This window comes from Kribbella pittospori, assembly GCF_004331465.1.
Classification (GTDB): Bacteria; Actinomycetota; Actinomycetes; order Propionibacteriales; family Kribbellaceae; genus Kribbella; species Kribbella pittospori.
The window spans coordinates 41,053-64,195 of sequence record NZ_SJKB01000023.1 but is presented as its reverse complement, the minus strand read 5'-3'; the positions used below and the strand labels follow the sequence as shown (position 1 = coordinate 64,195).

General features: G+C 65.5%; 22 protein-coding genes and 2 pseudogenes. 12 read left to right on the top strand and 12 right to left on the bottom strand.

What is annotated here, in order from left to right; translation table 11 throughout:
- Nucleotides 1–83: 83 nt before the first annotated feature.
- Together E0H73_RS41025 and E0H73_RS41020 are read right to left on the bottom strand one after the other, a co-directional pair.
- Entirely contained in the window at nt 84–1,331 is a 1,248-nt protein-coding gene (locus tag E0H73_RS41025) for an NAD(P)/FAD-dependent oxidoreductase (protein WP_131365923.1), read from the bottom strand.
- The gene (locus E0H73_RS41020; protein WP_131365921.1) at nt 1,328–1,528 is read right to left on the bottom strand and encodes a ferredoxin; all 201 of its coding nucleotides are present in this window, start codon (nt 1,526–1,528) and stop codon (nt 1,328–1,330) included. The genes E0H73_RS41025 and E0H73_RS41020 overlap by 4 nt, the downstream gene beginning before the upstream one ends.
- A gap of 88 nt (nt 1,529–1,616) precedes the next feature.
- Between E0H73_RS41020 and E0H73_RS41015 the strand changes: the two genes are divergently transcribed.
- The 7 genes from E0H73_RS41015 (at nt 1,617) to E0H73_RS40985 (ending at nt 8,946) form a co-directional block, all read left to right on the top strand.
- Nucleotides 1,617–2,819: an ROK family transcriptional regulator gene (locus tag E0H73_RS41015; RefSeq protein ID WP_131365919.1), complete on the top strand. Its 1,203-nt coding sequence runs from the start codon at nt 1,617–1,619 to the stop codon at nt 2,817–2,819.
- 90 nt (nt 2,820–2,909) lie between these two features.
- The gene (locus tag E0H73_RS41010; protein ID WP_165556060.1) at nt 2,910–4,016 is read left to right on the top strand and encodes a cytochrome P450; all 1,107 of its coding nucleotides are present in this window, start codon (nt 2,910–2,912) and stop codon (nt 4,014–4,016) included.
- Nucleotides 4,013–4,747 (top strand): SDR family oxidoreductase, encoded by a 735-nt coding sequence (locus E0H73_RS41005; RefSeq protein ID WP_131365916.1) that lies wholly within the window; start codon nt 4,013–4,015, stop codon nt 4,745–4,747. Before E0H73_RS41010 ends, E0H73_RS41005 begins: the two co-directional genes overlap by 4 nt.
- On the top strand, nt 4,747–5,535 hold the full coding sequence (locus E0H73_RS41000) for an alpha/beta hydrolase (protein WP_131365914.1): 789 nt from the start codon (nt 4,747–4,749) through the stop codon (nt 5,533–5,535). The genes E0H73_RS41005 and E0H73_RS41000 overlap by 1 nt, the downstream gene beginning before the upstream one ends.
- A gap of 15 nt (nt 5,536–5,550) precedes the next feature.
- Nucleotides 5,551–6,747: a Gfo/Idh/MocA family protein gene (locus E0H73_RS40995; protein ID WP_131365912.1), complete on the top strand. Its 1,197-nt coding sequence runs from the start codon at nt 5,551–5,553 to the stop codon at nt 6,745–6,747.
- 13 nt (nt 6,748–6,760) lie between these two features.
- A complete protein-coding gene (locus tag E0H73_RS40990) occupies nt 6,761–7,765 on the top strand; it encodes a sugar phosphate isomerase/epimerase family protein (protein ID WP_131365911.1) in 1,005 nt (334 codons plus the stop codon).
- Between the two features lie 83 nt (nt 7,766–7,848).
- The gene (locus tag E0H73_RS40985; protein WP_165556058.1) at nt 7,849–8,946 is read left to right on the top strand and encodes a Gfo/Idh/MocA family protein; all 1,098 of its coding nucleotides are present in this window, start codon (nt 7,849–7,851) and stop codon (nt 8,944–8,946) included.
- Nucleotides 8,947–9,370: 424 nt separating this feature from the next.
- Here the strand turns inward: E0H73_RS40985 and E0H73_RS40980 are convergent, their stop codons facing one another.
- The 3 genes from E0H73_RS40980 to E0H73_RS40975 form a co-directional block, all read right to left on the bottom strand.
- A complete protein-coding gene (locus E0H73_RS40980) occupies nt 9,371–10,504 on the bottom strand; it encodes an IS630 family transposase (RefSeq protein ID WP_131365907.1) in 1,134 nt (377 codons plus the stop codon).
- Between the two features lie 74 nt (nt 10,505–10,578).
- Entirely contained in the window at nt 10,579–10,725 is a 147-nt protein-coding gene (locus E0H73_RS46770) for a hypothetical protein (RefSeq protein WP_202867830.1), read from the bottom strand.
- Complete coding sequence (locus E0H73_RS40975; RefSeq protein ID WP_272949194.1) at nt 10,722–11,726, bottom strand: IS630 family transposase; 1,005 nt, start codon at nt 11,724–11,726, stop codon at nt 10,722–10,724. The genes E0H73_RS46770 and E0H73_RS40975 overlap by 4 nt, the downstream gene beginning before the upstream one ends.
- A 125-nt stretch (nt 11,727–11,851) precedes the next feature.
- Between E0H73_RS40975 and E0H73_RS40970 the strand changes: the two genes are divergently transcribed.
- Entirely contained in the window at nt 11,852–12,196 is a 345-nt protein-coding gene (locus E0H73_RS40970) for a hypothetical protein (RefSeq protein WP_131365906.1), read from the top strand.
- Nucleotides 12,197–12,351: 155 nt separating this feature from the next.
- Here E0H73_RS40970 and E0H73_RS40965 read toward each other — a convergent pair.
- The 3 genes and pseudogenes from E0H73_RS40965 to E0H73_RS40955 form a co-directional block, all read right to left on the bottom strand.
- Nucleotides 12,352–12,942 (bottom strand): annotated as a pseudogene (locus E0H73_RS40965) (ROK family protein); the annotation flags it as partial.
- A 51-nt stretch (nt 12,943–12,993) separates the two neighbouring features.
- A complete protein-coding gene (locus E0H73_RS40960) occupies nt 12,994–13,422 on the bottom strand; it encodes a hypothetical protein (RefSeq protein WP_131365903.1) in 429 nt (142 codons plus the stop codon).
- 665 nt (nt 13,423–14,087) lie between these two features.
- Complete coding sequence (locus E0H73_RS40955; protein ID WP_165556057.1) at nt 14,088–15,617, bottom strand: ABC transporter substrate-binding protein; 1,530 nt, start codon at nt 15,615–15,617, stop codon at nt 14,088–14,090.
- 227 nt (nt 15,618–15,844) lie between these two features.
- Here E0H73_RS40955 and E0H73_RS40950 point away from each other — a divergent pair, with 227 nt between their 5' ends.
- Nucleotides 15,845–16,810: a GDSL-type esterase/lipase family protein gene (locus E0H73_RS40950; RefSeq protein WP_131365900.1), complete on the top strand. Its 966-nt coding sequence runs from the start codon at nt 15,845–15,847 to the stop codon at nt 16,808–16,810.
- A gap of 4 nt (nt 16,811–16,814) precedes the next feature.
- Here the strand turns inward: E0H73_RS40950 and E0H73_RS40945 are convergent, their stop codons facing one another.
- The 3 genes from E0H73_RS40945 to E0H73_RS40935 form a co-directional block, all read right to left on the bottom strand.
- Nucleotides 16,815–17,600, bottom strand: a complete 786-nt coding sequence (locus E0H73_RS40945) for an IclR family transcriptional regulator (protein ID WP_131365899.1) — start codon at nt 17,598–17,600, stop codon at nt 16,815–16,817.
- Nucleotides 17,601–17,667: 67 nt separating this feature from the next.
- The gene (locus E0H73_RS40940; protein WP_165556055.1) at nt 17,668–18,537 is read right to left on the bottom strand and encodes an amidohydrolase family protein; all 870 of its coding nucleotides are present in this window, start codon (nt 18,535–18,537) and stop codon (nt 17,668–17,670) included.
- Between the two features lie 45 nt (nt 18,538–18,582).
- On the bottom strand, nt 18,583–19,623 hold the full coding sequence (locus E0H73_RS40935; protein WP_131365895.1) for a zinc-dependent alcohol dehydrogenase: 1,041 nt from the start codon (nt 19,621–19,623) through the stop codon (nt 18,583–18,585).
- Nucleotides 19,624–20,048: 425 nt separating this feature from the next.
- On the opposite strand from E0H73_RS40935, the gene E0H73_RS40930 reads away from it, so the two are divergent.
- From E0H73_RS40930 to E0H73_RS48530, 3 genes are read left to right on the top strand one after another with little or no spacing between them, the layout of a single operon-like run.
- A complete protein-coding gene (locus E0H73_RS40930) occupies nt 20,049–20,948 on the top strand; it encodes a carbohydrate ABC transporter permease (protein WP_238164601.1) in 900 nt (299 codons plus the stop codon).
- Nucleotides 20,945–21,856 carry a carbohydrate ABC transporter permease gene (locus E0H73_RS40925; protein ID WP_131365891.1) on the top strand — a complete coding sequence of 304 codons (912 nt, stop codon included), beginning with the start codon at nt 20,945–20,947 and terminating at the stop codon, nt 21,854–21,856. The genes E0H73_RS40930 and E0H73_RS40925 overlap by 4 nt, the downstream gene beginning before the upstream one ends.
- A gap of 32 nt (nt 21,857–21,888) precedes the next feature.
- Nucleotides 21,889–22,368, top strand: coding sequence for a sulfatase-like hydrolase/transferase (locus E0H73_RS48530; protein ID WP_420323454.1), 480 nt, complete (start codon nt 21,889–21,891; stop codon nt 22,366–22,368).
- Here the strand turns inward: E0H73_RS48530 and E0H73_RS40910 are convergent.
- Nucleotides 22,340–22,991 (bottom strand): annotated as a pseudogene (locus tag E0H73_RS40910) (ISL3 family transposase); the annotation flags it as partial. The gene E0H73_RS48530 and the pseudogene E0H73_RS40910 overlap by 29 nt on opposite strands.
- Between the last annotated feature and the right edge of the window lie 152 nt (nt 22,992–23,143).

Here is a 23,143-nt window from a genome sequence, read left to right as displayed (position 1 = left end):
ATGCTCTGGCGTCGGTCGAGGTGTCCTCTACCTGCGGCGCGCTGCTCTCCGTGTGCGTGCAGCGTGGAGGGACGGTCCCGTCGTCAAGGGTCCAGCCGGACAGACCGGCCCGAATTCTGCCGCGGGTCGAGCTCTTTGCTTTCGGAGTGCCAAGGGTGGATCTGGTCGCGGTAGCGCATGACAGTCGATCGCATGCCTAGCCCGCAGACGCCGATCAGATCGTCGTCTCGGTAGTACCCGAATACGAACTCCGAGTTGGGCGTTCCGTGGAGGAGTTCGATCCGGTTCGCCCGTTGAGGCATGCCGTAGGAGAGCAGGTGGCTGTCGTACTGATCGCTCCAGAACGACGGCAAGGGAACGAAGGGCTGGTGCTGTGCGTCTAGGTCTTGGTCGGCGGCTGCGATCTGGCGGCCGACGTGTTTGCCGCTTTCGATAGCGATGTTCCAGTGTCCGATGAGGTTGGCCGCGCCGGTGGCAGCCGGACAAGGGAACCGACCGAGGTCGCCGACAACGTAAAAGGACAGGTGTGGCGTACCGTCCCTCTTGACCGCCCGTAGGTTGCTGTCGGTGAGCACTCCGTGCTCGAGGTTGAGATCGTTGCCGGTGAGCCACTCGGCATTCGGGTGCGATCCCATGCACTCAATGATGAGGTCACAAGGGATCTCGGCCCCGTTGTCGAGAAGTACACCGGTCACCCGGGCGTCACCCAAGGCGTCGATGACCTTCCGGCCAGCAAGGAATCGTACGCCGTGCCGTTCGTGCAGTTGTCTCAGCGCGCGGGCAGGAGCCGGACCGAGGGTGTTCTGGAGGGGGTAGTCGAGGGAGGTCACGACGAGGACGTCGCAGCCCATCGTTCGGGCGGTCGCGGCGGCTTCGCACGCGATGAACCCGGATCCAGCGATCACGATCGACGGTCTCGCGCGAAGGACGGTCCGCATCGCGACGGCGTCCTCATAGGTTTTCAGCGCGAGGCAGCCTGGCACCCGGCGAGGGAGGCGGCGCGGTCGGAGTCCGGTGGCAGCAACTAGCCATCTGTAGGGGTGGACACGGTCTCGGTCGTCGACGACAACGCTGGCAGATACGTCGGCGCGCATTGCTCTAGTACCGAGCAGCCATCGCACGTCGGCGACCGCTGCCCTGCGTGGAAGGGTGAGTTCTTCGATGAGAATCTCCGATGCCAGCGCGCTCTTAGAGAGAGGTGGCCGGTTGTACGGGAGATGCGGCTCATCGCCGAGGATCGTGATGGGCCCGGTGTAGCCGTACCTGCGGGCCGATTCTGCGGTCCGAAGGCCGGCTAGCGATGCCCCAACGATCAGGAGGACATCGTTCACTCCGGGCGTTCCGTGAACATGATCGCCTGCATCGGACAGACGTCAGCTGCGGCCTCGACGAGGCCGAGTGCGTCGTCCGCTGCCCGACCCTGGTATTCGAGTCGGTCGGCGTCGTTGAAGCGGAACGTGTCCGGTGCCTCGAGCACGCACTGACCGTAGTGCTGGCATTTCGTCATGTTCACCCGGATCTCGATCATGGCTCTCCCTTAGCTCGTAGGGATTATACGATATCCGTTTAATTAGGCAAGATGGAGCGAAACAGTTGGCACCGACTATCGTTGCGGCATGCGGGCTGAGCTGGAGCGGGACCGATCTGGCCCGCAGGGGAAGGACGCCATCAGGCGCCAGAATCTGTCGGCAGTTCTGCGGGCGGTGCGTCGTTCCGGCTCCATTTCCCGCACCGGGCTCGTGCAGGAGCTGGCGCTCAGCCGTACCACTGTGGGGGAGTTGGTCACCCAACTGGTCGGTCTCGGCCTGGTGGTCGAGGACGACGTCAAGGAGACCGGAACGGCAGGACGACCTAGTCATGTCGTCCGGGCCTCGGACCTGGTGGGCGCGCTGGCGGTGAACCCCGAGAGCGATGCGCTGACGATCGGCGTCGTGTCGCTCGGTGGGCGCATTTTGTACCGGGTGCGGCACGAGGCAGGCAACGTCCACAGTCTCGATGACGTGGTCGCGCTGTGCCGGGCTACAAGCGATGAACTGCGCAAGGTACTGCCCGGCGGTTGCCGGATCGCCGGGGCGGGCGTGGCGATCGGAGGCCAGGTGTCCAAGCGCAGCGGCCGCGTCCTGCTCGCACCCAGGCTCGGCTGGCGGGATGCGGACGTCGCATCGGGGCTTTCCCGCGCGCTGCGGATGCCTGTATTCGTTGACAACAACGCCCGGTTGGTTGCCGTGGCCGAGCAGCGCCATGGCGCCGTCCGTGGCGTCACGGACTTCGTGTACCTCTTCGGCGGAGCCGGTGGGATCGGCGGCGGAATTGTGGCGGGCGACGCGGTTCTGTCCGGTCGGGATGGGCTGGCTGGCGAGTTCGGCCACATGCGGATCTCGTCGGCTGCGGACGTGGACTACGGCGGTTTCGCGGGCACGGTCGAGGCGCTGATCAAGCGAGACGATCTTGTCGAGTCGCTGGGTCTGCGTCACGTCACGGACGCAGAGCTGGAGTCGCTGGTTCGCACCGAGCACGCCCCCGCGTTCATGCGTGTAGCGCGCCGGCAGGTACGTGCCCTCGCCGTCACACTGGCCAACGTCGCGAACATCTTCGACCCGGAAGTGATCCTTCTCGGCGGCTTCCTCGGCATGCTGGCCGCCCGGTTCGATGACCAACTCCGAGCCGCCATGCTGGCCGCGACGCTGCCGTCCATCGGGGCCACTGTTGACGTTCGTACTGCAGGCGAACCGGTCAACGGTGCCCTCTGGGGCGCTGCGGAGCTGGTATTCGACCGGCTGGTCCAAGATCCGCTCGACGTCGCTCTCGCCAAAACCTGACTTGCTCTGCTAGCGTGCGGCCACCGGAGATTAAACCGGATACCGCACAAAATGGTGGGGTGGACGATGCGTGAGACAGGTAGTGCCCGCGTGGAGATCCGAGGGCACAAAGAGGTACGCGCGGCGGCCAAGGACTTCACGCGGTTCTCCAGCGACGTGGTGGGGGACCGGGATGTGCGCGACTATCAGCAGCTTCCGCTCGAGCTCGACCCGCCGCGCCACACGCTGTTCCGCGAGGCGGTGCAGCCGATCTTCATGAGCTCGGCGATTGAGCCGAAGGTGCCGCAGTTTCGCGCGCTCGCTCGCGACCTCATCGGCCGGATCAACGCCAACGGCGGCGGCGAGATCTGCGGGGAGTTCGCGTTGCCGTACGTGATCGGTTGCCTCACGATCATCTTCGACCGCCCTCAGGACTACGACGAGTGGCTGTCCTGGGGGCCGGATGTCTGGACGGCGGACGCATGGGCGTCGGGCCAGGTGACTGCCGCGTCGAAACGCGCGCACCGGGAACGGCGCTTCGACCAGCCAACGCAGCGATCGGGGAACACGCTGCATGCCTACCTCACCCGGGTGTTCGATGACGCTGAACGTGCGCCGGTCGAAGATCCTGAGCGACAGGACATCTGGGACCGGATAGCCCAGCTCGTCGTGGACGGGCGACAACTCTCCCGACCCGAGATGTTCGGCATCGGCAGCGTTCTCATGGCCGGTGGACGGGACACCGTCATCAAGCTCGCGACCGGACTTGTCTGGCACCTCATCCGATCGTCCGACGACCGCCGCTACCTGGCTGGGAACGCCGCGGCATTCAATCGCACCGTTGCCGAGCTCGCGCGTTTCTTGTCCCCGCTGCCGAAGATGGAGCGGGTCGTCCAAGCCAGCGGGGATCAGCAACGGAACGTCGTTCTCAGCTTCGTCTCGGCCAACCACGACGCGACGGTGTGGGAACGCCCTGAACGCATCGACATCCACCGTGAACGCAAACCGCATCTCGCCTTCGGCGCAGGCCGCCACTCATGCCTGGGAATGAACATCACCGAGCTGGAGATGCACGCCCTCTTGGAGGTCCTGGTCGGCGAATGGCCTGAGTGGGAATTCGACGGTGAGCCCGACATCGACTGGGCCCGGGAAGGCGCCGGCGCGGACACGATAACCGTGCTCGAACGATTTAACGCGATCCCGGTGATCCGCCGATGACCGCGCCAGGGCGGACCGACAGCCGGGTCGCAGTGGTGACCGGTGCCGCGAGTGGCATCGGCCTCGCGGTGAAGCAACGGCTCATCGGTGACGGTATGACTGTCGTGGGTGTCGACCAGCGACCGGCGCAGGACTGCGTGGTCCAGGATCTCGCCGACGCTGAAGGTACCAGTCGGCTGATCGACACCGTGGTGGACCAGTATGGCCGCCTGGATCTGCTGGTCAACAACGCCGGTCTGGCCCGCCATGCACCGGTCGACCGGATCCGGATGGCAGACCTCGAGTTGATGTGGCAGGTGAACGTCCGGGCCGTCATCCAACTCACTGCGGCGGCATTCCGTGAGATGGCCCGCCTGGGGTGCCCTGGCCACATCGTCAACGTCATCTCCACCGCGGGACAGCGAGCAGAACCCGGGCAGGCTGCCTACTGCGCAACCAAGTTCGCCGTGCGCGGCTTCACCGAGGCCGCGCAGCTGGAGGGCCTGGCCGCAGGAATCAAAGTCACTGCCCTCTTTCCGGCTGGTGTCACCACCGGATTCTGGAACTCCGCGGTCACCGATCCGGCTGGATTCATCGGCTCCAAGGCGTTTCTGACTCCTGACGACGTCGCTGACCAGGTCGTCACCGCGATCAATGCCCCTGCCGGCGTGCACGTCGAATCGATCACCGTGCGGCATGTCCTCGACGCCGACCTGGACGGCATCGCCGCTGCGACAAGGGCCGTCGGCTGATGAGTCGGCCGATGGGCGTGCTTCCCGCGGGGGTGAGCATCGCCGATGTCTACAGTCCCGCCAATCGTGCCCGGGTTGCTGTCTGGACCTGGAAACCTGCGTGGCCGGGACCACACCCGCTCCTGGTGCTCCTGCACGGCGTGAATGACGCCGCAGGACATAACTGGTTCCTCAAGGCGCGTGTCCACGACATCGCGTCCCGGATCCTCGACGTCTCACCGACTGATCAACCGGTCATCATCGCTCCGTCGGACACCGGGATCCTGCACGGCTCGGCATGGGCGGACTGGAGCGACGGCTCCGCCAAGGCAGAGACGTGGCTCATGCAGGAGCTTTTGTCGTGGGCTGACGTCACGTTCCCGTTGGACGGTCGTCGGTGGATCACCGGCTTGTCGATGGGAGGGTACGCCGCGCTGACTCTCGCGCTTCGTCACCCGATGGCGTTCTCCAGTGCTACCGCGATGAGTGGGTACTTTCGCCCCGATCAGCTGTACGTGTTCGTCGATGACGACAGTCGCCGGCGGATCTGGGCCGGCGAAGCCGCCGAACTCGAGCACGATCCGACCCATCTCGTCCTGGATGCCAACCGTCGAGCCGGACTACAAATCGCGTTCGGCTGCGGCACCGCCGACTCGGTAATCGAGTCCAACCGTGCCTTCGCGCGGCATCTTCACCGTCACCACATCGCTCACCTGTACGAAGAAACCCAGGGCGGACACGACTGGAGTTACTGGTCCGGGCAGTTGCCGCGGCACCTGAAGTTCCACGTTGCCGGCACCTGGGCCTGACGATTGGGGGTATTGGTGTCCACTGCAGAGAGCGAGTTGCGAATCGGCATGGTCGGCTACGCCTTCATGGGTGCTGCGCACTCACAGGCTTGGCGGATCGTGAACCGGGTGTACGACCTGCCGGTCCGGGCGCGGATGGCGATGATCTGCGGTCGGGACGAGACAAACGTGTCGGCTGCCGCGGACCGGCTCGGCTGGGAGCGGTACACCACGAGCTGGCGGGAGCTGGTCGACCGGGACGACATCGACGTGGTCGACATCTGCACCCCGGGTGACAGTCACGCAGAGATCGCGCTGGCCGCGCTGGCCGCCGGCAAACATGTGCTGTGTGAGAAGCCCTTGGCCAACACGGTGGCCGAGGCACAGTCCATGGTGGCCGCCGCGCAGACAGCTCGGGCCGACGGCACTCTGTCGATGTGTGGCTTCACCTACCGGAGAGTGCCCGCGGTCACGGTGATGCGGGACCTGATAGCCGCCGGACGGCTCGGTGTGATCCGGCACGTGCGCGCGGCGTACCTGCAGGACTGGATCGTCGATCCGCAGTTCCCGCTGGTGTGGCGCTTGCAGAACGACAAGGCAGGTTCCGGCGCGCTGGGCGACATCGGCGCACACATCATCGACCTGACCCAGTTCGTCACCGGCCAGCGGATCGCCACGGTGAGCGCGCTGACCGAGACGTTCGTGACCGAGAGACCGTTGCCGGTCGGAGCCGGCAGTCTGACCGGCTCCGCGGGAGCAGGCACCGGACCGGTCACTGTTGACGACGCAGCGCTGTTCCTGGCCCGGCTCGACGGTGGCGCGGTGGCGACGTACGAGGCAACCCGGTTCGCTACCGGTCGCAAGAACGGGCTGCGGGTGGAGATCAACGGGTCGCAGGGGTCGGTGACGTTCGACCTGGAACGGCTCAACGAGTTGGAGTTCTACGACGCTGCCCGACCTGGCAGCGAGCAGGGCTTCACCCGGATTCTGGTCACCGAGCCGGACCACCCGTACCTGTCGGCGTGGTGGCCGCCGGGGCATCTCATCGGTTACGAGCACGCGTTCACCCACCAGGCCCGTGACTTCCTTGACGCCATCGCGACCGGTACGGACCCGCGTCCGTCGTTCGCCGACGCGCTGCAGGTGCAGCAGGTCCTTGACGCGGTTGGCCGAGCCGCTGACGAGAAGGCGTCGTGGACCGACGTGGACGCCGGTCCCGACCACCAATTCTGAGGAGATCTCCGCTATGCCACGACCGATCACGCTGTTCACCGGCCAGTGGGCCGACCTGCCTTTCGACGAGGTATGCCGACTGGCCGCCGAGTGGGGCTACGACGGCTTGGAGATCGCCTGCTGGGGTGACCACTTCGAGGTGGACAAGGCGCTCGCCGACGAAACCTACATTCCGCGCAAGCTGGAGACTCTGGCGAAGCACGATCTGAAGGTGTGGGCGATCTCCAACCACCTTGTCGGGCAGGCGGTCTGCGACGACCCGATCGATCGGCGCCACCAGGGCATCTTGCCGGCCCGGGTTTGGGGGAGCGGGAACTCGGATGAGGTCCGCCAGGCCGCGGCGCGGGAGATGATGGACACGGCTCGCGCCGCCGCCAAGCTGGGCGTCAGCACCGTGGTGGGCTTCACGGGCTCGTCCATCTGGCACACAGTGGCAATGTTCCCGCCGGTCCCGGAGTCGATGATCGACGACGGTTACGACGACTTCGTCGTCCGTTGGAGCCCGATTCTGGACGTGTTCGATGTGGAGGGGGTCCGGTTCGCGCACGAGGTGCACCCAAGCGAGATCGCTTATGACTACTGGACTACGGCACGCACACTCGAAGCGATCGACCACCGGCCGGCGTTCGGGCTGAACTGGGACCCGTCGCACATGATGTGGCAGGACGTGGACCCGGTGAACTTCCTGCTCGACTTCTCTGACCGGATCTACCACGTCGACTGCAAGGACACGAAGGTTCGGGTGGGTGACGGGCGGCGCGGCCGGCTTTCCTCCCACTTGCCCTGGGCGAACCTGCGCCGTGGGTGGGACTTCGTGTCGATCGGCCACGGTGACGTGCCTTGGGAGGATTGCTTCCGGGCGTTAAACAGCATCGGGTACGACGGCCCGATCTCGGTGGAATGGGAGGACGCCGGAATGGATCGGCTGCTCGGCGCGGCCGAGGCGGTCCAGTTCGTACGCCGGCTGGCGTTCGACGCCCCGGTCGCGGCGTTCGACAGTGCGTTCGGGGGCGAATAAGTGGCCACCCCGCGCGTGAGGGTCAAGTAGTTCCCAAATACGAAGACGCAGTTCCCTGTCAGAACTACGAGCGGAGGTCGGCAGTGTTTCGTCCCCGAATCGGGATCATCGGGACCGGATGGTGGGCCACCCGGCACCACATCCCCAGCCTGCTGGCCAGCGGCCAGTGCGACGTCGCAGCGCTCGCGGATTCCGACCCGCAGCGCCTCGCCGTCGCCGCTCAGCACTTCGGACTCGCAAAGACGTACGCGACGGCCGACGAGATGTTCGCCGGCACGGAGCTCGACGGGGTCATCGTTGCCGTGCCGCATTGCGACCACTATCCCGTGGTCCGAACCGCCTTGGTGCACGACGTGCATGTGCTCGTCGAGAAGCCGATGACGTTGTTGTCCGTAGACGCATGGGATCTGGTACGCCTCGCCGGCGACCGAGGCCTGCACCTCCTGGTCGGATTCACCTATCAGTACACGAAGTCCGCGCGCCGATGCCGGGATGCTCTCCAGGACGGACAGATCGGCGACCTCATGCTTGTCTCGGGCTTTTATTCGTCGTCGGCCGGCATCCACTACCGCGGCGCTGCCGGTGCCGAGGGCGCGGATGCGAAGTACCCCCTGATGAAGCCGCAGGCCGCCACCTACCGGGACCCGGCCGTCGCGGGCGGCGGGCAAGGGCAGACACAACTCAGTCATACCGCGGCGATGGTCAGCTGGGCGACCGGTCAACGTCCTGCCGACGTGGCCGCGTACATGTCCGACTGCGACCTCCCGGTCGATCTTGTCGACGCGGTTTCGTTCCGGCTCGAATCGGGCGCAGTGGGCTCGGTGGCGTCGACCGGCTCCCTTCCCGAAGGGGAGGTCGGCCACCACGAGCTGCGGTATCACGGCACGGCTGGTCACGTGATCCAGAACCTGCGTCTCGGGCGGGTGGAAGTCCATCGGTACGGCGCAGGCGTTGAGGTGATCGACGCTGCCGACGAGGGGGCGTACCCCAGCCAAGAGCCCGCCCGCACCCTCGTCCGGCTCATCCTGGGTAGCGGAGACAATCCGGCCCCTGGCGCCGCGGCGGCGCACGCGACCGAGTTCGTCGAAGCCGCCTACCGCTCGCGTGACCTCGGTCGTCCAGTCGCGATTACCGAACTCGATGGACAGCCACAGACCACGCGTCAGCAGGATCGTTCCTGACGCCTGGACGACTGAGCCTTTCGGCATAGAACACATCAGGCTGGTGGGTCGACTCGCGGCGGCCATCCGTGGCGACGAGGGTGGCCACTACGGACGCGGCTGGCGCAGGGATCCTCGGCAGGGCCGCGAGCCATTAGATGATCGTGACGCCGGTGCTGATCGGCGTGCCAGGAGCCGCCCCGACGAGCGACGTGGTCGTCAGCAACGGAAGAAGCAGCAGTCCAGATACACGTTGCATTCTCGAAACGCGACATGGTCGAGGACCAGGGAATGATCAGTGCGAAGGGCAACTGCACGAACATTCCGAACAACACGAAACCGAGGCCGACGAACTCCGACACCGGGCCGTGCGTAGAACTCGATTGGCGATCATCGGCCAGGCCATGAAGGCCAGGAACAACCCGATCATCGAAGTGAGGAACAGCTAGTGTCCTGCTTCTGAGGTTCGTTGCATAAGTTGGTCGCGGGCGGTTTGCCCGGTGACGCGTTGGAGGTAGCGACTGAGGGAGTCGAGGATTTCCTCGGCGGTCTTCTTCCAGATGAACGGTTTCGGGTCGTCGTTCCAGGACTTCACCCAGGCGCGGGTGTCAGCTTCCAGTGCCTGAACGCTTTTGTAGGCTCCGCGGCGGATCTTCTGGTCGGTGAGGTAGGCGAACCAGCGCTCGACCTGGTTGAGCCACGACGATCCGGTCGGGGTGAAGTGCATGTGGAAGCGGGGGTGTTTGGCCAGCCAGGCCTTGATCGCCGGGGTTTTGTGGGTGCCGTAGTTGTCGGCCACGATGTAGACGTCCAGGCTCTCTGGCACCGTCTTGTCGATCGCGGTCAGGAACTTCTTGAACTCGGTCGCGCGGTGCTGGCGATGCCGTTCGGTGATCACGGTGCCGTCGGCAACGTTGAACGCCGCGAACAGCGACGTGATCCCGTTACGCCGGTAGTCGTGTGTGCGCCGCTGCGGCATGCCCAGCATCATCGGCAGTACCGGCTGCGACCGATCCAGCGCCTGGATCTGCGACTTCTCATCCACGCACAGCACCACCGCGCACTCCGGCGGATTGTGGTAGAGCCCGACGACATCGACGACCCGCTCCACGAACAACGGATCGGCCGACACCTTGAACCCGTCCACCCGGTGCGGCTTGAGACCGAAATCGCGCCAGATCCGCCCGATCGTCGACCGCGACAAACCAGTCCGCTTCGCCATTGACGACTGCGACCAATGCGTGGCATCGGCCGGCCTCGACTCCAGCGTCGCCACGATCACGTCCTCGACCTGATCCAGGCTCACCGACGACGGCCGCCCCGGCCGATCCTCATCCACCAGACCATCAAGACGCCGCTGCAGAAACCGGCGACGCCACTTACCGACCGTCGACTCCGAACACCCCAGCGCCGCCGCGACCTCCTTGCTCACTGCACCAGGCTCGGCACAGGCAAGAACGATCCGCGACCGCAACGCCAGCACCTGCGACGACTTCGCCCGCCGAGCCCAACGCCCCAACTGCGCACGCTCAGCATCGGTCAACCTCAACTCGGCCTTCGGCCGCCCAGTCCTAGGCATACACCAACCCTAGACTTATGTAGCGAACTTCAGAAGCAGGACACTAGTGGGTGCGCCCGTTAGTTCGTCGGTGGTTACGCGGCCAGCGGCGGTGGCGTGTGGGAGTCGTACTTGCCGAGCCGTGTGGGGAGGCCGTTGAGGTCGGTGCGGGTGAAGGTCCAGTCGAAGGGTTGGGCGGTGTGGGTGTAGCGGTCCTGGAAGGCCAGCAGCCGTTCGGTCACGGCGTCGAGTCGGTGAAGTTGTCGGGGGTGAGTGCTTTGCGTTGCACGACGGAGAAGTAGATCTCGACCTGGTTCAGCCAGGACGCGTGCACGGGCAGATGGATCATGTGCGCGTTGGGGTAGGCGTCGTTGAGTCGTTGCGCCGCGGCCCAGTTGCGGTGGGAGGCGCCGTTGTCGACGACCCAGAACTCCCGGCGGGCGCTGGCGTAGGGCTCGCCGGTCATGACCTCGTCCACCAGTCTGGTGAAGGGGGCAATGCCGGTGGTGGGCTCGCACCGGCCGATGACGTGGGCGCGGTGCACGTCGTAGGCGGCGAAGTAGGCCAGTGTGCCGTTGCGTGTGTACTCGGCTTCTACCCGCATCGACCGGTGTGCGGCCGGTTCGAGGCTGGGATGTTTGCGGTGCCGGGCCTGGACGCCGGGTTTCTCATCCGCGCTCAACACGAAATCGCCCTTGCCGAGTGGCTCACCGTCGAAGGTGCGAGCGTAGAGATCGAGCACCCGAGCGGCTTTGGACGCGAAATATCGGTCGCGGGGAAAGATCCAGGATCGGTGCTGCCAGGGTTTGATCGCGTCGTCGGCCAGCCACCGGCGCACCGTCGAGGCCGAGATCTGCCCGACCACACCGCGCGTCACTACTTCACGCGCCAGCTCGGGACAGCTCCACCGGGTCATCGCCACCCCTGCCGTGGTGGGCAGTTCACAGGCCAAGGCCTTGACCCCGGCAACCACCTCGGCGGTGAACTTGCACGGCCGCCCGCTGCGCGGCAGATCGATCAATCCTTCGATTCCGCTGCGGCAGAATCGCCTGCGCCACTTGCCGGCGGCGTCGGCATCGATCGCGAGGCGGCGCCCGATGGCGGCGTTGGACTCCCCGTCGGCGGCGGCCAGCACAATCCGGGCTCGGACTACTTGACGATGCTCTGCGCAGGCCCTGCGCGTGATCGCTTCCAGTTCCGACCGCTGCGCAACGGTCAAACACACGACATACGCACTGCGCATCGACACCGCGAACTTTCCTTGTCCCCTTGGCCATCACTGCGGACTGGGAACTCTGCCCGACGATCTCGGCGCAGTCGGGCAGCCACGCCGCTCGAGGTCATGACAGCTATGGCAGGCTGGGCGCCATGGCAACACCGCCGGAGTCGACCAAGACCTCGCTGCGTCAACGTCTGCACAGCCGCGCGGCCGAACGCTGGCCCCAACTGGCCGATCTACACATACGCCACCACGGAGCATTCGCCTACGTCGACGGCGAACTGCCCGACGGCGCCACAATGCCGCTACTCCGGCTCCGGTACAACGGTTCGGCCACCACCTGGGGATTCGCCATCTACCAGGCCAGCAACAACACCTACCAAGACTCCATCCTGCCCAGCGGACTCCCCGTCGGCACACCAACCGAAGCCCTCGACTGCGCCTGCGGCCTCTACCTCAACGACCCCACCGCCTGGCAACCACCGACGAACTAACGGGCGCACCCACTAGTGCCATCGGTGTTCCATAGGCGGTCCCACAACCCTTGGGGCACGCGACGCCGTTCCGAGAACGGCGCTGTTGCCTGTCCGCCCAAGAGCCACGATGACTTCCTCTCGCTGTCGGATGTTCCTGGCCTGCTGCCGACGGATCAGCAGCTCTGAACGGGGCCGCCGTTGATGATCACGGTATTGTTTCCGGTTCCGGTGCACCCGACGACTCCGTCGGGCACGTCGTCGTCGATGTCCATGTCGGTTCCGGTCCCGAGTCTCAGATCGCCGTCGCTGTACGTTCCTCGAATGGCATGGCCGGAACCTGCGCAGCGAACCGCATCGGCGCTGACAGTGCCGGTGAAGTCGCCATCCACGCTGCAGTTCTCGAGCAGGCCGCCGTCGTCGGTGAACGCGACGAACCGGGTCAGGGACGAACTGCCGGTGAAGCTCAGGACAGACACGGACATGTCGCGCGTCGCAGGCTGCGTCGAGCCCGGGTCGTCGACCAGGCCGTTCGCGAACGTGACGGCGGTCCCCAGCGCGCTGGGCTCACGCAAGTACTCCTCGCTGAGCACCGTCTCCAGACACCCCGTTGCGCCGCACGCGCAGGTGCGGCCCTTCTCGACCGCACGGAGGTGGCCAAGCTCGGTCACGCCGTACCGGCTGGGATGGAACGGTGCGCCTTCGAGCACGAACCCGGCACCGAGACCTGTACGCAGATAGACAAAAAGAGCGTAGTGGCTGCCTTGCGAGCCGCGCCATAGTGCGCTTCGTCGACAGCCATGGCTCGCACGTTGTGCTCAACTACCGTGGGCAGCCGCACGGCCGCCTCCAACCGATCGGCGAAGGCCACGTCTCGCCAGCCAAGTGATCGACAGCAGGTTCCTTCGAAGTGCCCGATCCACCGGTCCCGGCGCGGCCACACCTACACCGAGCCCCCGGTCGTTGTCGCCGATCAGCCGGCCCGCGTGGTCTGCGATGGCCCCCACAACCTGCTCTGCTGGCGTCGTCGCCAGGTCAAACGAGAAGCCGACCGAAGCACCCGGCCGGGCCAGCAGGTCGCACCATCCGAGTTGGACTGAGCCGGCGCCGACCTGCACACCCAGGACCTGGTACGCCGCAGGCACGAGCGCGACGGCTATGGCCGCTCGACCGATCCGCGCCATTCGCGCGCTGTCGATCTCGGCGAGGCTGTCCTCCGCGATCAGCTCGGCCACCACTTTCGCCACCGTCGTGGCGGACAGACCGATCAGTCGTGCCAGCTCTGCCCGGGGGGCAGGGGACCGGCATCTCGTATCAGCCGCAGAATCGCACCACGGTTGATGAGTCGAAGGTCCTGTGCGGTGGAAGCCCTATTGCTCATGTTGAGCAATAAAGTCCGACGGATTTCGGCGTCAACCTTTCGGCGACGGCACATTTGACGTTCGGTCGATCAGGACGAAGCGCGCGCGCCGGCCGTTGGCGGTATCGCCGCGGCGATACCGCCAACCCCTCGAGCATGACGGTGTCCATGGCCCGGTCGGGTTGCGCATCAGGTCGGACGAGATGACGCCTTCGTCCGGAAGCATCATCTTCTGCGTGCTGGCATACAGATCATTGCCCTAAGCAAACGCACTCGCGGGCAGGGCCGTGCCCGAAATGTCGGCACGCCGACACGATGTCGCCGGCCGCGAACGCACGCCAGGGTCGGCGGAGCCTCCGCCTTGATTCCTGCGATCGCGCTGAACAGGCCGCGCTCAAGTGCCACTGTCCGGTCACCCGGTCACTGAACCCAACGAGGGCCGAGCAGACACGATGGGCGACGCGTGGAAACGAGCCGCGCATTCAAGACCTCGCTCGGCGATCGATGGGCACCGGCTCCGCTACCGGAGGCCCGATCGAATGCCGCCGCATCCTACGCTTGCTTGTAGTCGGTGAGCGGGTCCCAGTCGTGGAAGGTGAATGCGGACATGTCATGGAGTCCACTCGTGGGCAGCTGCTTCGCGATGGCCGCGGCGAGTTTCTCGTCGTACTGCGCCGCCATGTCCCGGACGTTGCTGCCTTTGGTGATCGCTTCGAGGTAGCGCTGTGGCGGTATCGGGCGAGGGGCGTTGGTGACGAGGTCCTGGTAGAACTTCGCGGCTTTCTGGTCCTTCTTGTAGGGATCGGGGTGGACGCGGACGATCTGCGACGCGATCTCGCGGATCCGTTTGGTGTCCGCGTCGATCTCAATGCCTTCGTAGACCTTGTCCATGACCGAGATCTGCTTCTGCTTCTGGAAGGCTTCCCGTTGGTAGTCGACCGATCCCAGGAAGTCGAGCACCCGCCAAGCTGCCTCGGGGTTGCGGACCTCGGCGCTCATCATCCACCAGCCCAGGACGTCGTCCGCGGGAGCCCTTGAGCCGCGGCGACCAGAGTCCGGAACGGGTGGCGGGGCGATGCCCAGTTTGAGCTTCGGATTGGCCCGGCGCAGCTGCTTGACGTGGAAGAGGGGGCCCAGATACATGCCGAGCCGCCCGGCCGCCATCTGTTGGAAGACCTGGGTACTCCAGGTCTGCCAACCAGGCGCGAAGACGTTGTCGGAGTGCATGCCCTGCAACAGTTCGATGGTCTCGATGACAGACGGTTCGGACATCGCCGGCTTGCCGGTGAGCAGGCTGATCGGCGGTTGAGCGTCCTCCTTGTACGACTGCGGACCGGCCAGATTCTGGAGAACCAGAACAATCGGCAGGGATGTGCCGATCAGCGCCATGCCGTAGACCTTGCCGCCGCCGTCCCGGGTGATTTTCGAAGCCATCTCCCGCATCTGAGACCAGGTGCCAGGCGGCTCGCCGAACCCAAAGCGCTCCAGCACGTCGACGTTGTAGTAAAGCATGCGGACCGCCTGCACCGCAGGATCAACCTGCGGAACCGCGTAGGCTTCCTTGTCGATGAAGAGCGCGCTGTGCTTCGCGTCATAAACCCAGTCGGGAAAACGCGACTTGAAGTCATCGGTGACGAACTCGGTGATCGGCCGGATCCAGCCGCGCTGCTTTACACTCCGCAAGCCGACGCCCGAGGCGGTATTGCCGCGAAAGATGTCAGGAGCGTCGCGGCCACCGGTGAACGCGAGCTGCATGGCGTTGCCGTACTGCTCCGCCGACGGGAAGAACTGGGCCTCCACTGTCACATCAGGGTTGCGCTTCATGAAGCCGTCGATCTGCTGGCGCTGGAAGGTCGCGTCATCGGGCCCTTCCGGAATCGTCCAGAAGCGCACTGTTCCCTTGCCCTTGCCTGCGCCGCTTCCCGTCGGCGGCGTGTCCCCCGCCGAGCAGGCTGCCATCAGGCCGGGTAAGCCGACTGCGCCGGCCAGCAACCCACCGGCACGCAGGAACTCGCGCCTGCTGGGCCCTTTCGTCAACGGCCTGGTCACCGACGCGCCACCCTGCGCGGATACGTCACCCATGGATCCTCCAGCCTGGCTCGGCATTCGCCTGTTCACACTGGCGAAACGGTATCCTCATATCAGATTCATCGTGTGTATCGTGATCCGGCCGCGTCGCCCTTGTCAAGGCCCTGCCGTCGAACCTTGACAAGGTTCCAACTGCCACGCCACTGTATTTTCTTGTAGACGTCAGTTCTTTGTCGTGAAGCACCATGGCGTGTGTGCGCGTCCGACAGGAAGGAGCGCTGATGGCCGTGCGGTGGCTCGGCGCGGCCGCGGTCGTTGCCGATGACGACGGCTGGCAGCACTTCTATCGCGTCGATCCGGAAGATCGGCCCTTCTCGGCCGACGCTGATTTGTGGGCCAAGCTGAGAATGCCCGTCGGCATCCGGGCCGTGTTCCGGACCAGCGCCGGCTTGCTGGAGCTCGCGGTCCTGGCCGGCCAGGACTGTTCGCCGGTGGATGTCGTCGTCGACGGTACGCTCGCGCACAGGCTGCCGGTGTCCCCCGGCGAAAGCACTCTCCGTGCGCCCCTGCCGGGTCGACCTGTCCAGGTCGAAGTGTGGTTGCCGCAGTACGGCGCCTTCAGCATCCAGGAGCCGGTGTTGATCGGGGGTGACGCGACGCCCGCCGTCGAGACCGGGTTGACCTGGATCACCTACGGCAGTTCCATCAGCCAATGCCGTGGCGCCGCCGGACCGTCGGAGACCTGGCCGGCCCTCGTCGCGCGGCGGCGCGGGTGGCAGCTGACCTGCCTTGGCATAGCCGGTCAGTGTCACCTCGATCCCGTCATTGCCCGTACGATCCGGCATACACCGGCCGACTTGATCTCGCTGTGCCTCGGCATCAACATCTACACCGATGTCACGTTCAACCGCCGCAGCCTTCAGCCGCACGTGGCCGGATTCGTCCAAACCATTCGGGATCAGCAGACGGAGCCGCCGATCGCGGTCGTCACGGCGATCCGGTGCCCGAGGTTCGAAGGTGTCCGCAACGCCGCCGGTATGACACCTGACGATGTGCGCCACGAGGTCGCCGAGGCAGTAGCGGCACTGACCGCCGTCGGGGACAAAAATCTTCACCTGGTGGACGGCCTGACGCTGTTCGGCCCGGAGGAAGCCGAGCGATTCCTGCCGGACGGGCTACACCCGTCCGCGGACGGCTACCGCGTACTTGCGGAGCGGATGGCGACTGCGCTGTCCGGAGTGAGGTAATGGATCAGGCAGCGCGACCATCGCCGGAGTACCCGAGCTCGGTCGACATCCGGCTGGCGTGATTACTGAGCACCTCGATCATGGCTGACCGAAGCTGGTCGGTGATCCGCACGTCCGGCACGGATGAGCTGATCGCCGCGATGACCGCGCCGGAGGCATCCCTGATGGGAACCGCGACACAGAAGACGCCGGCCGTGTACTCGCCGTCGTCGGTGCCGTAACCCTGTTCGCGAATGTGATCAAGTCTGGCGCGCAGTTGTTCTTTGTCCACGATGGTGCTCTTGGTGAACCGTTGCAGCTTGACCTTCGCCAGCCGACGGTCCAGCTCGGCGGTGTCGAGCCCGGCGAGCAGGACCTTGCCGAGGCCGGTCGCGTAGGCAGGCAGCCGGCTTCCGATCTCGGACACCAGCTTGAGTGGATGCTTCGACTCGACCTTGGCGATATAGATGTTCTCCATGTCGTCGAGAATGGCGAGCTGCACCGTCTCGTTGATAGCGGTCTGAGCGCTGTGCAGGTAGGGCTGCGCGAGGCGGGCCAGATCACGACCTCGCACGTAGGCCTGGCCCGCTTCCCATAGGCGGAGCCCGATTCGATACTTGCGATCGACCTCATCGAAAGCGAGATATCCCGCCTCGACCATGGTCCGGAGCAGGTTGTATGTGCTGCTGCGCGGCCACTGCAGCCGCTCCTGGATGTCGACATAGGCGAGGCCGTCGACGTTCTTGGTGAGCAGGTCGACGATATTGAGTGTGCGAATTGCCGACTTCACCGGCAGGAAATCATCCGTCATCGAACCTCCACCACTTACCTTTCACCTTGCAGTTTCTACCTGAGAAGTGTACTCCCCATGAGAGAAACTACGGTGACCGGTGGGGTCCGTCAAGACCCACCCGGCCGAGCGAGCCGCCGAGGACCAGGGCTCGTTCGGCGTCGGTCCACCAAGGGGTGTGGTCGCGCACCATCGCCAGTGACTGCGCGTACGAGACGTGCTGCCTGGCGACCGGGAAGTCCGATCCCCAGGCCAGTCGGTGCGGACCGAAGGCATGGGCGATCGGCCGCAGCACGCGTTCACAGACGTCGGGATACGGAAATCCCCACGACGGCGTCGTCAGATAGTGGAAGCCGGATACCTTGACCATCACGTTCGGCCGGTCGGCGAGGGCCAGCAATCCTGCTCTCGCGGCGCCGAAGGCGGGGTCGTCCAACCGGAGATGTCCCAAGTGGTGCAGCAGGATCGGCAGCGTCGGGTTGCCTGCGGCCACGGCCCCGACAGCCGGGAACCAACTGGGAGAAACCGACAGCGAGGCGACGAGACCCAGGTCAGCAGCTGTGCCGAAGAACTCCGCGCCGTCGTCGCTGCCGAACCAACCGTCGTCCTCGTCGTGAACGTAATGCGTGAACGCGGTCAACTCGTAGCGCTCGGCCGCCCCGCGCAGCCGATCGGCGGCACCGGGTGTGTGGTGCTCTGGCAGCCACCGGCTGTCGACGTCCGCCATGACCACAAGACGGTCCGGATGACGACATGCCGCCGCCGCGACGTAGTCGTTGTTGTCGTCATTGGCGAGGCTCCCTGCACCGATCCGGGCGCAGACGACGGCGGCTCGATCGACCCCGGCCGCATCGAGTTCGTACAACAGCCCCCCGATCGAGCCCCGATGGTTCGGGTCGGGAACACGGGCGTCGTACGGCCAGCGCCGCCAGGCGTGGCAGTGGCTGTCGAAGATCACGGCGCCATCAGGTTTCGCAGCCGGCAGAGCGCGGTCATGCAGACGTCACTGAGGTGAACTGACGAACGCGTCGGTCTGGTCCATGGCGACCAGGATCTTCCCCGGCCCGTTCCGGCCGCCGGCCGCGTCGGCGAAGGTGGCGCCGGCCTCAGTCAGGCCGACGGTCTTCTCGACAAGCAGCTCGAGGTCGGCCGGAGCGGTGCTGACCCAGGCCGCGGTCTCCGCGAACTCGCGCGCGCTGTAAACGAAACTGCCGACGACGGACCGCTCGCCGGTGCTGATGGCGAAGGCGGGAATCTCCGGCGTCGGCTCGTTCATGCCCACGAGCACCACCCGGCTGCCGGTCGCGGTGGCGGCCAGGCAGGCGGCCAGCGACTGGGAGGAGCCCACGGCATCGATGGCCATGTCTGCCGGACGGCCCAGCGCGGCTGCCGTCGCGCTGGCAACGTCGTCGACCGTGGGGTCGATGGTCGCTGCCCCGAGAGCCGCCACCAACTGTCGGCGCTGGTGGTCGATCTCCGACACGACGACAGTTGCCCCCGCACGCCGCGCGGCCAGTGTGCAGGCCTGCCCGATCGGACCACCGCCGACGATCAGAACGCCGTCCGCGGCGGCAGATCCACCACGTGCTACCGCATGCTGGCCGACAGCCAGGGGCTCGACCAAGGCGCCGTACTGCACCGGAATCGCGTCGGAGAGGGGCACGACATTGCGAGTCGGCACCACGACGTAGTCGGCGAAGGCAGAACGGATGTCCGGTGTCACGCCGATGATCCTGCGCTCGGCACAATGCTGTTCGCGTCCGGCCTCGCAGGCCGCACACGCCATGCACGAGATGACCGGGTTGACGGTGACCAGTGAACCGTCACCGAAGTCTGACTCGGCGCCGACGACCCGGCCGACGGTCTCGTGGCCCATGATCTGCCCGGGTACGCGCCGCCCGTTCTCGCCGGTGAATCCGTGGACATCCGTCCCGCAGATCCCGGTGTAGAGAACACGGACGAGCGTCTCACCTTCACCGGGGACCGGATCCGGCTCGACGGTGACGACCAGCTCGAGAAAGTCGCGTAGGACGAGTGCTCGCATGTTTCCTCCCAGAGAGGTGCTCAGCGGCACCACCCGTGTGCCTGGATGCGACGCCCCGCCCACCGGCAGGCGTCGCTGTTCGCTCCACTATGACCGCCTTCCTTCCTTATTTCAAATATACGATCATGGGTTCATGTTTGAGAACTCCCAGCGGGTCGCCCATCACGGTGTGGGCAGGCTTGACAAGCGCACCGCGCACGGACCACGATGACGATCCAATATGAAGACGCAGCTTCATCATGGAGAACCATGCGGCGGTCGATGCGACAGTGATCAGGAGCAGTCGCCGCCCGCAGAGGAGGTCCTGTGACTGACGGAACCATGAACGCTGCCGTGAAGCGTGAACCGGACAGCCGGGGCCGTCAATGCTGATCGGCGCAGGTGTCTCGGTCCGTTCCCGGCAGGGCCCGACTCTTGCGCGGCGCATGTGGCGGCATCGGTGGCATTACCTGTTCGTGCTGCCGATGATCGTGCTGTACCTGCTGTTCACGGCCTGGCCGATGGTGGCCAGCTGGGTCTACTCGGTGTTCAACTGGTCCGGCTACGGGCCGATGACCGACTTCGTCGGCCTGGCGAACTTCCGGGACGCCTTCTCGGATCCCTTGTTCTGGAGGGCTTTTCGCAACACCGGGATCTTCGCGCTGTTCGCGATCTTCATCCAGATGCCGCTGTCGCTGCTGATCGCGATCGTACTGAACAACAGCGCGCTGCGGGGACGCAACATCTACCGGGTACTGCTGTTCCTGCCCGTTGTGACGACCACCGCCGTCGTCGGTGTCGTGTTCGCCGTTCTGCTCGACCCTTCCGGCGGGCCGATCAACGAGTTTCTGCTCAGCCACACGTTCCTGGATCGTCCGGTGAATTTCCTCGGTAGCGACCATCTGGCGCTGCCGACGGTGCTGGTGATCGACATGTGGAAGGGCATGGGCGTCACGATCGTGTACTGGCTGGCCGCCCTGCAGACGGTGCCGGCGGAGATGTACGAGGCGGCGCGGATCGACGGCGCCGGCCGGCGGCAGGTCTTCTTCCGCATCACGGTTCCGCTGCTGGCGCCGCTGGGACTGGTGATTCTGCTGCTGACGTTCGTCACCAGCCTCAACGCGTTCGACATCGTGAAGGTGATGACCGACGGTGGTCCGAACGGTTCGACCGAAATCATGCAGACCTATATCTACCGCTATGCCTTCCAGCCCGAAGGAACACCGCGGTTCGGGTTCGCCGCAGCAGTGGGAATCCTGTTCGGAGTTGCGGTGATGCTGATGAGTCTGATCCCGGTGTTGATGCGGCGATGGCAGCAGCACCGGTCGGAGGGAGCAGATCGATGACGCTCACTTACGCAGAGAAGACCGAACGCAGCGAACAGTCCGGGCCACGCAACGACGGCGGAAACAGCGTGGCCTGGCGCCGACTCCGAATCATCCGGCAGGTTCGCACCCACGTGATCCTGATCGTGATCTGCCTCGCCTGGATCTACCCGTTCATCTGGATGGTGTCGACGGCGTTCAAAGGCACCGGCGAACTGTTCACCAACAGTCTGGGCCTGCTGCCCAGCGAGCCGACCTTCGACAACTTCGCACGGGCGTGGACGTCGGCCAGCTTCGGCCGCTACACGATCAACTCGGTCGTCGTGTCGATCGGGGTTGCCCTGCTCATCCTGGGTGTCTCGTCGCTGGCCGGATACGCGCTGGGCCGCGGCAACATGCCGGGCAAGAAACTCATCGTCGGCGTCCTCGTCGTGACCATGTTCCTGCCCAAGGGCTACACCATCCTGCCGATCTTCGTACTGATCAACGCGATCGGGCTGAACAACACTCTCTTCGGTGTCATCCTCGCCGAGGCCGGACCCTCGCACGTCGTCGGGATCTTGTTGTTCATGGGCTACTTCGCGAAGGTTCCGAACGAACTCGAAGAGGCTGCCCTGGTCGACGGCGCCGGGTACTGGCGCGTCTATCTGCGGATCATGCTGCCGATTGCCAAGCCGGTGTCGGCGACCGTGTTCGTCTTCTCCTTCATCCAGGCCTGGCAGGCGTTCCTGATCCCGCTGGTGTTCACCCTCGGGGCCCCGGACCTGCGGACCACCGGGGTGGGCATGTACTCGTTCTTCGGCGAGTACGGCATCGACTGGACCGGCTTGGCCGCCGGCGCGGTCATCTCGGTGCTGCCGATCATCGTCGTCTTCCTTTTCCTGCAGCGCTATTTCATCGAAGGCATCGCCGGTGCGGTCAAGGGATGACCGCACCCGTACGCACTCTCCGGGAGGCTTAAGTGGTGGAGCATCAACCTCAGCTCGATGGGCCGGTCAACGTCGTTCTCGTGATCGCCGACCAGTTACGGCGGCAGGCACTGGGCGCCTACGGCGATCCGAACGTGTCCACACCGCACATCGACGCTCTGGCAGCGGAGGGTACGACGTTCGCCGCGGCGAGCTCAACCTATCCGGTGTGTGTTCCGTTCCGCTTCAGTCTCATCACCGGCCAGTACGCCCACACGCGGGCGATACCGGCAACCTTGGGCCGGGCTTCTGGAGGCCGTTCATGTGGGCCCGGATTGGGGCCGTGGACTGGCGGCGGCCGGGTGATCGCGATCGACGGTAAGACTGTTCGCGGGGCACGACGACGCGGCGGTCGCGCCGCACCTAGTCGCGGCTCTGGACCACACCGTCGGGGCCGGGCTGGGACAGGTCGCCGTAGCCTCCAAGAGCAACGAAACCGGCTCTTCACAATCGAGGGTGTAGTTGTGGTCTGAAGCCGCCGGTTTCGAGTAGGCATCTGGCGATGTAGTTGGTGAGGTTGCGGAACCCCAGCGCGGACCCGCGGAGGTGTTCGAGTCGGCCGTTGATGGCTTCGGTGGGTCCGTTGGATGTGCCGGGGCGGTCGAAGTAGGCGAGTACGTCGGCGGCACGCTTGGTCAGGGGCCGTCCGAGTGTGGTGATCTCGGTGAGCGCGGCGGGAACGGCGTGGCTGACCGAGGTGATCAGTTGCTGCATCAGTTCCCGGCCCTTGGTCCGGTCGGGTTCGCGGTAGGCGGCGATCATGCGATGGTAGATGCCCCAGGTGGCCGCGACCTCGACGTGGTCATCGGTCGCGAGATCGGCCAGTCGCCGGGCCTGGTTGCCGGTGAGCAGGCCCGGCACCGGTGTGCAGGGTCCGTCGAGCGTTGTAGAGCAGGTCTGCCTTGCTGCCCGCCGGTGTCCTGCGGCACTCATCGAGCGCGTCGCCGGCCAGGCGCACGACGTGGAAGGGGTCCATCACCGTCACGGCGTCGGGCAGTTCCTCGGTGGTGGCGGTCTTGAACCCGGTGAACCCGTCCATCGCGACGACCTCGACCCCGTCCCGCCAAGCCTGTGGGCGTTCGGTTAGCCACCTGCGCCTGACCGGCTGGGGCAACATAGCCGCCCTCCGACATCGCGTCAGAGACCAAACGGGCCCGTCAACCTGCTGCTGACCAGATGAAACGCGACGTTGCCGAAGCCGTGATCGCGTCACGATTACGATTTGATCGTTCATCTCGCAACGATGTC

Coding starts and splice junctions, on each gene's coding strand:
- E0H73_RS41020 (WP_131365921.1), bottom strand. CDS start 1,528: ATGATCGAGATCCGGGTGAACATGACGAAATGCCAGCACTACGGTCAG.
- E0H73_RS41015 (WP_131365919.1), top strand. CDS start 1,617: ATGCGGGCTGAGCTGGAGCGGGACCGATCTGGCCCGCAGGGGAAGGAC.
- E0H73_RS41005 (WP_131365916.1), top strand. CDS start 4,013: ATGACCGCGCCAGGGCGGACCGACAGCCGGGTCGCAGTGGTGACCGGT.
- E0H73_RS41000 (WP_131365914.1), top strand. CDS start 4,747: ATGAGTCGGCCGATGGGCGTGCTTCCCGCGGGGGTGAGCATCGCCGAT.
- E0H73_RS40990 (WP_131365911.1), top strand. CDS start 6,761: ATGCCACGACCGATCACGCTGTTCACCGGCCAGTGGGCCGACCTGCCT.
- E0H73_RS40980 (WP_131365907.1), bottom strand. CDS start 10,504: ATGCCTAGGACTGGGCGGCCGAAGGCCGAGTTGAGGTTGACCGATGCT.
- E0H73_RS40975 (WP_272949194.1), bottom strand. CDS start 11,726: ATGCGCAGTGCGTATGTCGTGTGTTTGACCGTTGCGCAGCGGTCGGAA.
- E0H73_RS40970 (WP_131365906.1), top strand. CDS start 11,852: ATGGCAACACCGCCGGAGTCGACCAAGACCTCGCTGCGTCAACGTCTG.
- E0H73_RS40955 (WP_165556057.1), bottom strand. CDS start 15,617: ATGGGTGACGTATCCGCGCAGGGTGGCGCGTCGGTGACCAGGCCGTTG.
- E0H73_RS40950 (WP_131365900.1), top strand. CDS start 15,845: ATGGCCGTGCGGTGGCTCGGCGCGGCCGCGGTCGTTGCCGATGACGAC.
- E0H73_RS40945 (WP_131365899.1), bottom strand. CDS start 17,600: ATGACGGATGATTTCCTGCCGGTGAAGTCGGCAATTCGCACACTCAAT.
- E0H73_RS40935 (WP_131365895.1), bottom strand. CDS start 19,623: ATGCGAGCACTCGTCCTACGCGACTTTCTCGAGCTGGTCGTCACCGTC.
- E0H73_RS40930 (WP_238164601.1), top strand. CDS start 20,049: ATGTGGCGGCATCGGTGGCATTACCTGTTCGTGCTGCCGATGATCGTG.
- E0H73_RS40925 (WP_131365891.1), top strand. CDS start 20,945: ATGACGCTCACTTACGCAGAGAAGACCGAACGCAGCGAACAGTCCGGG.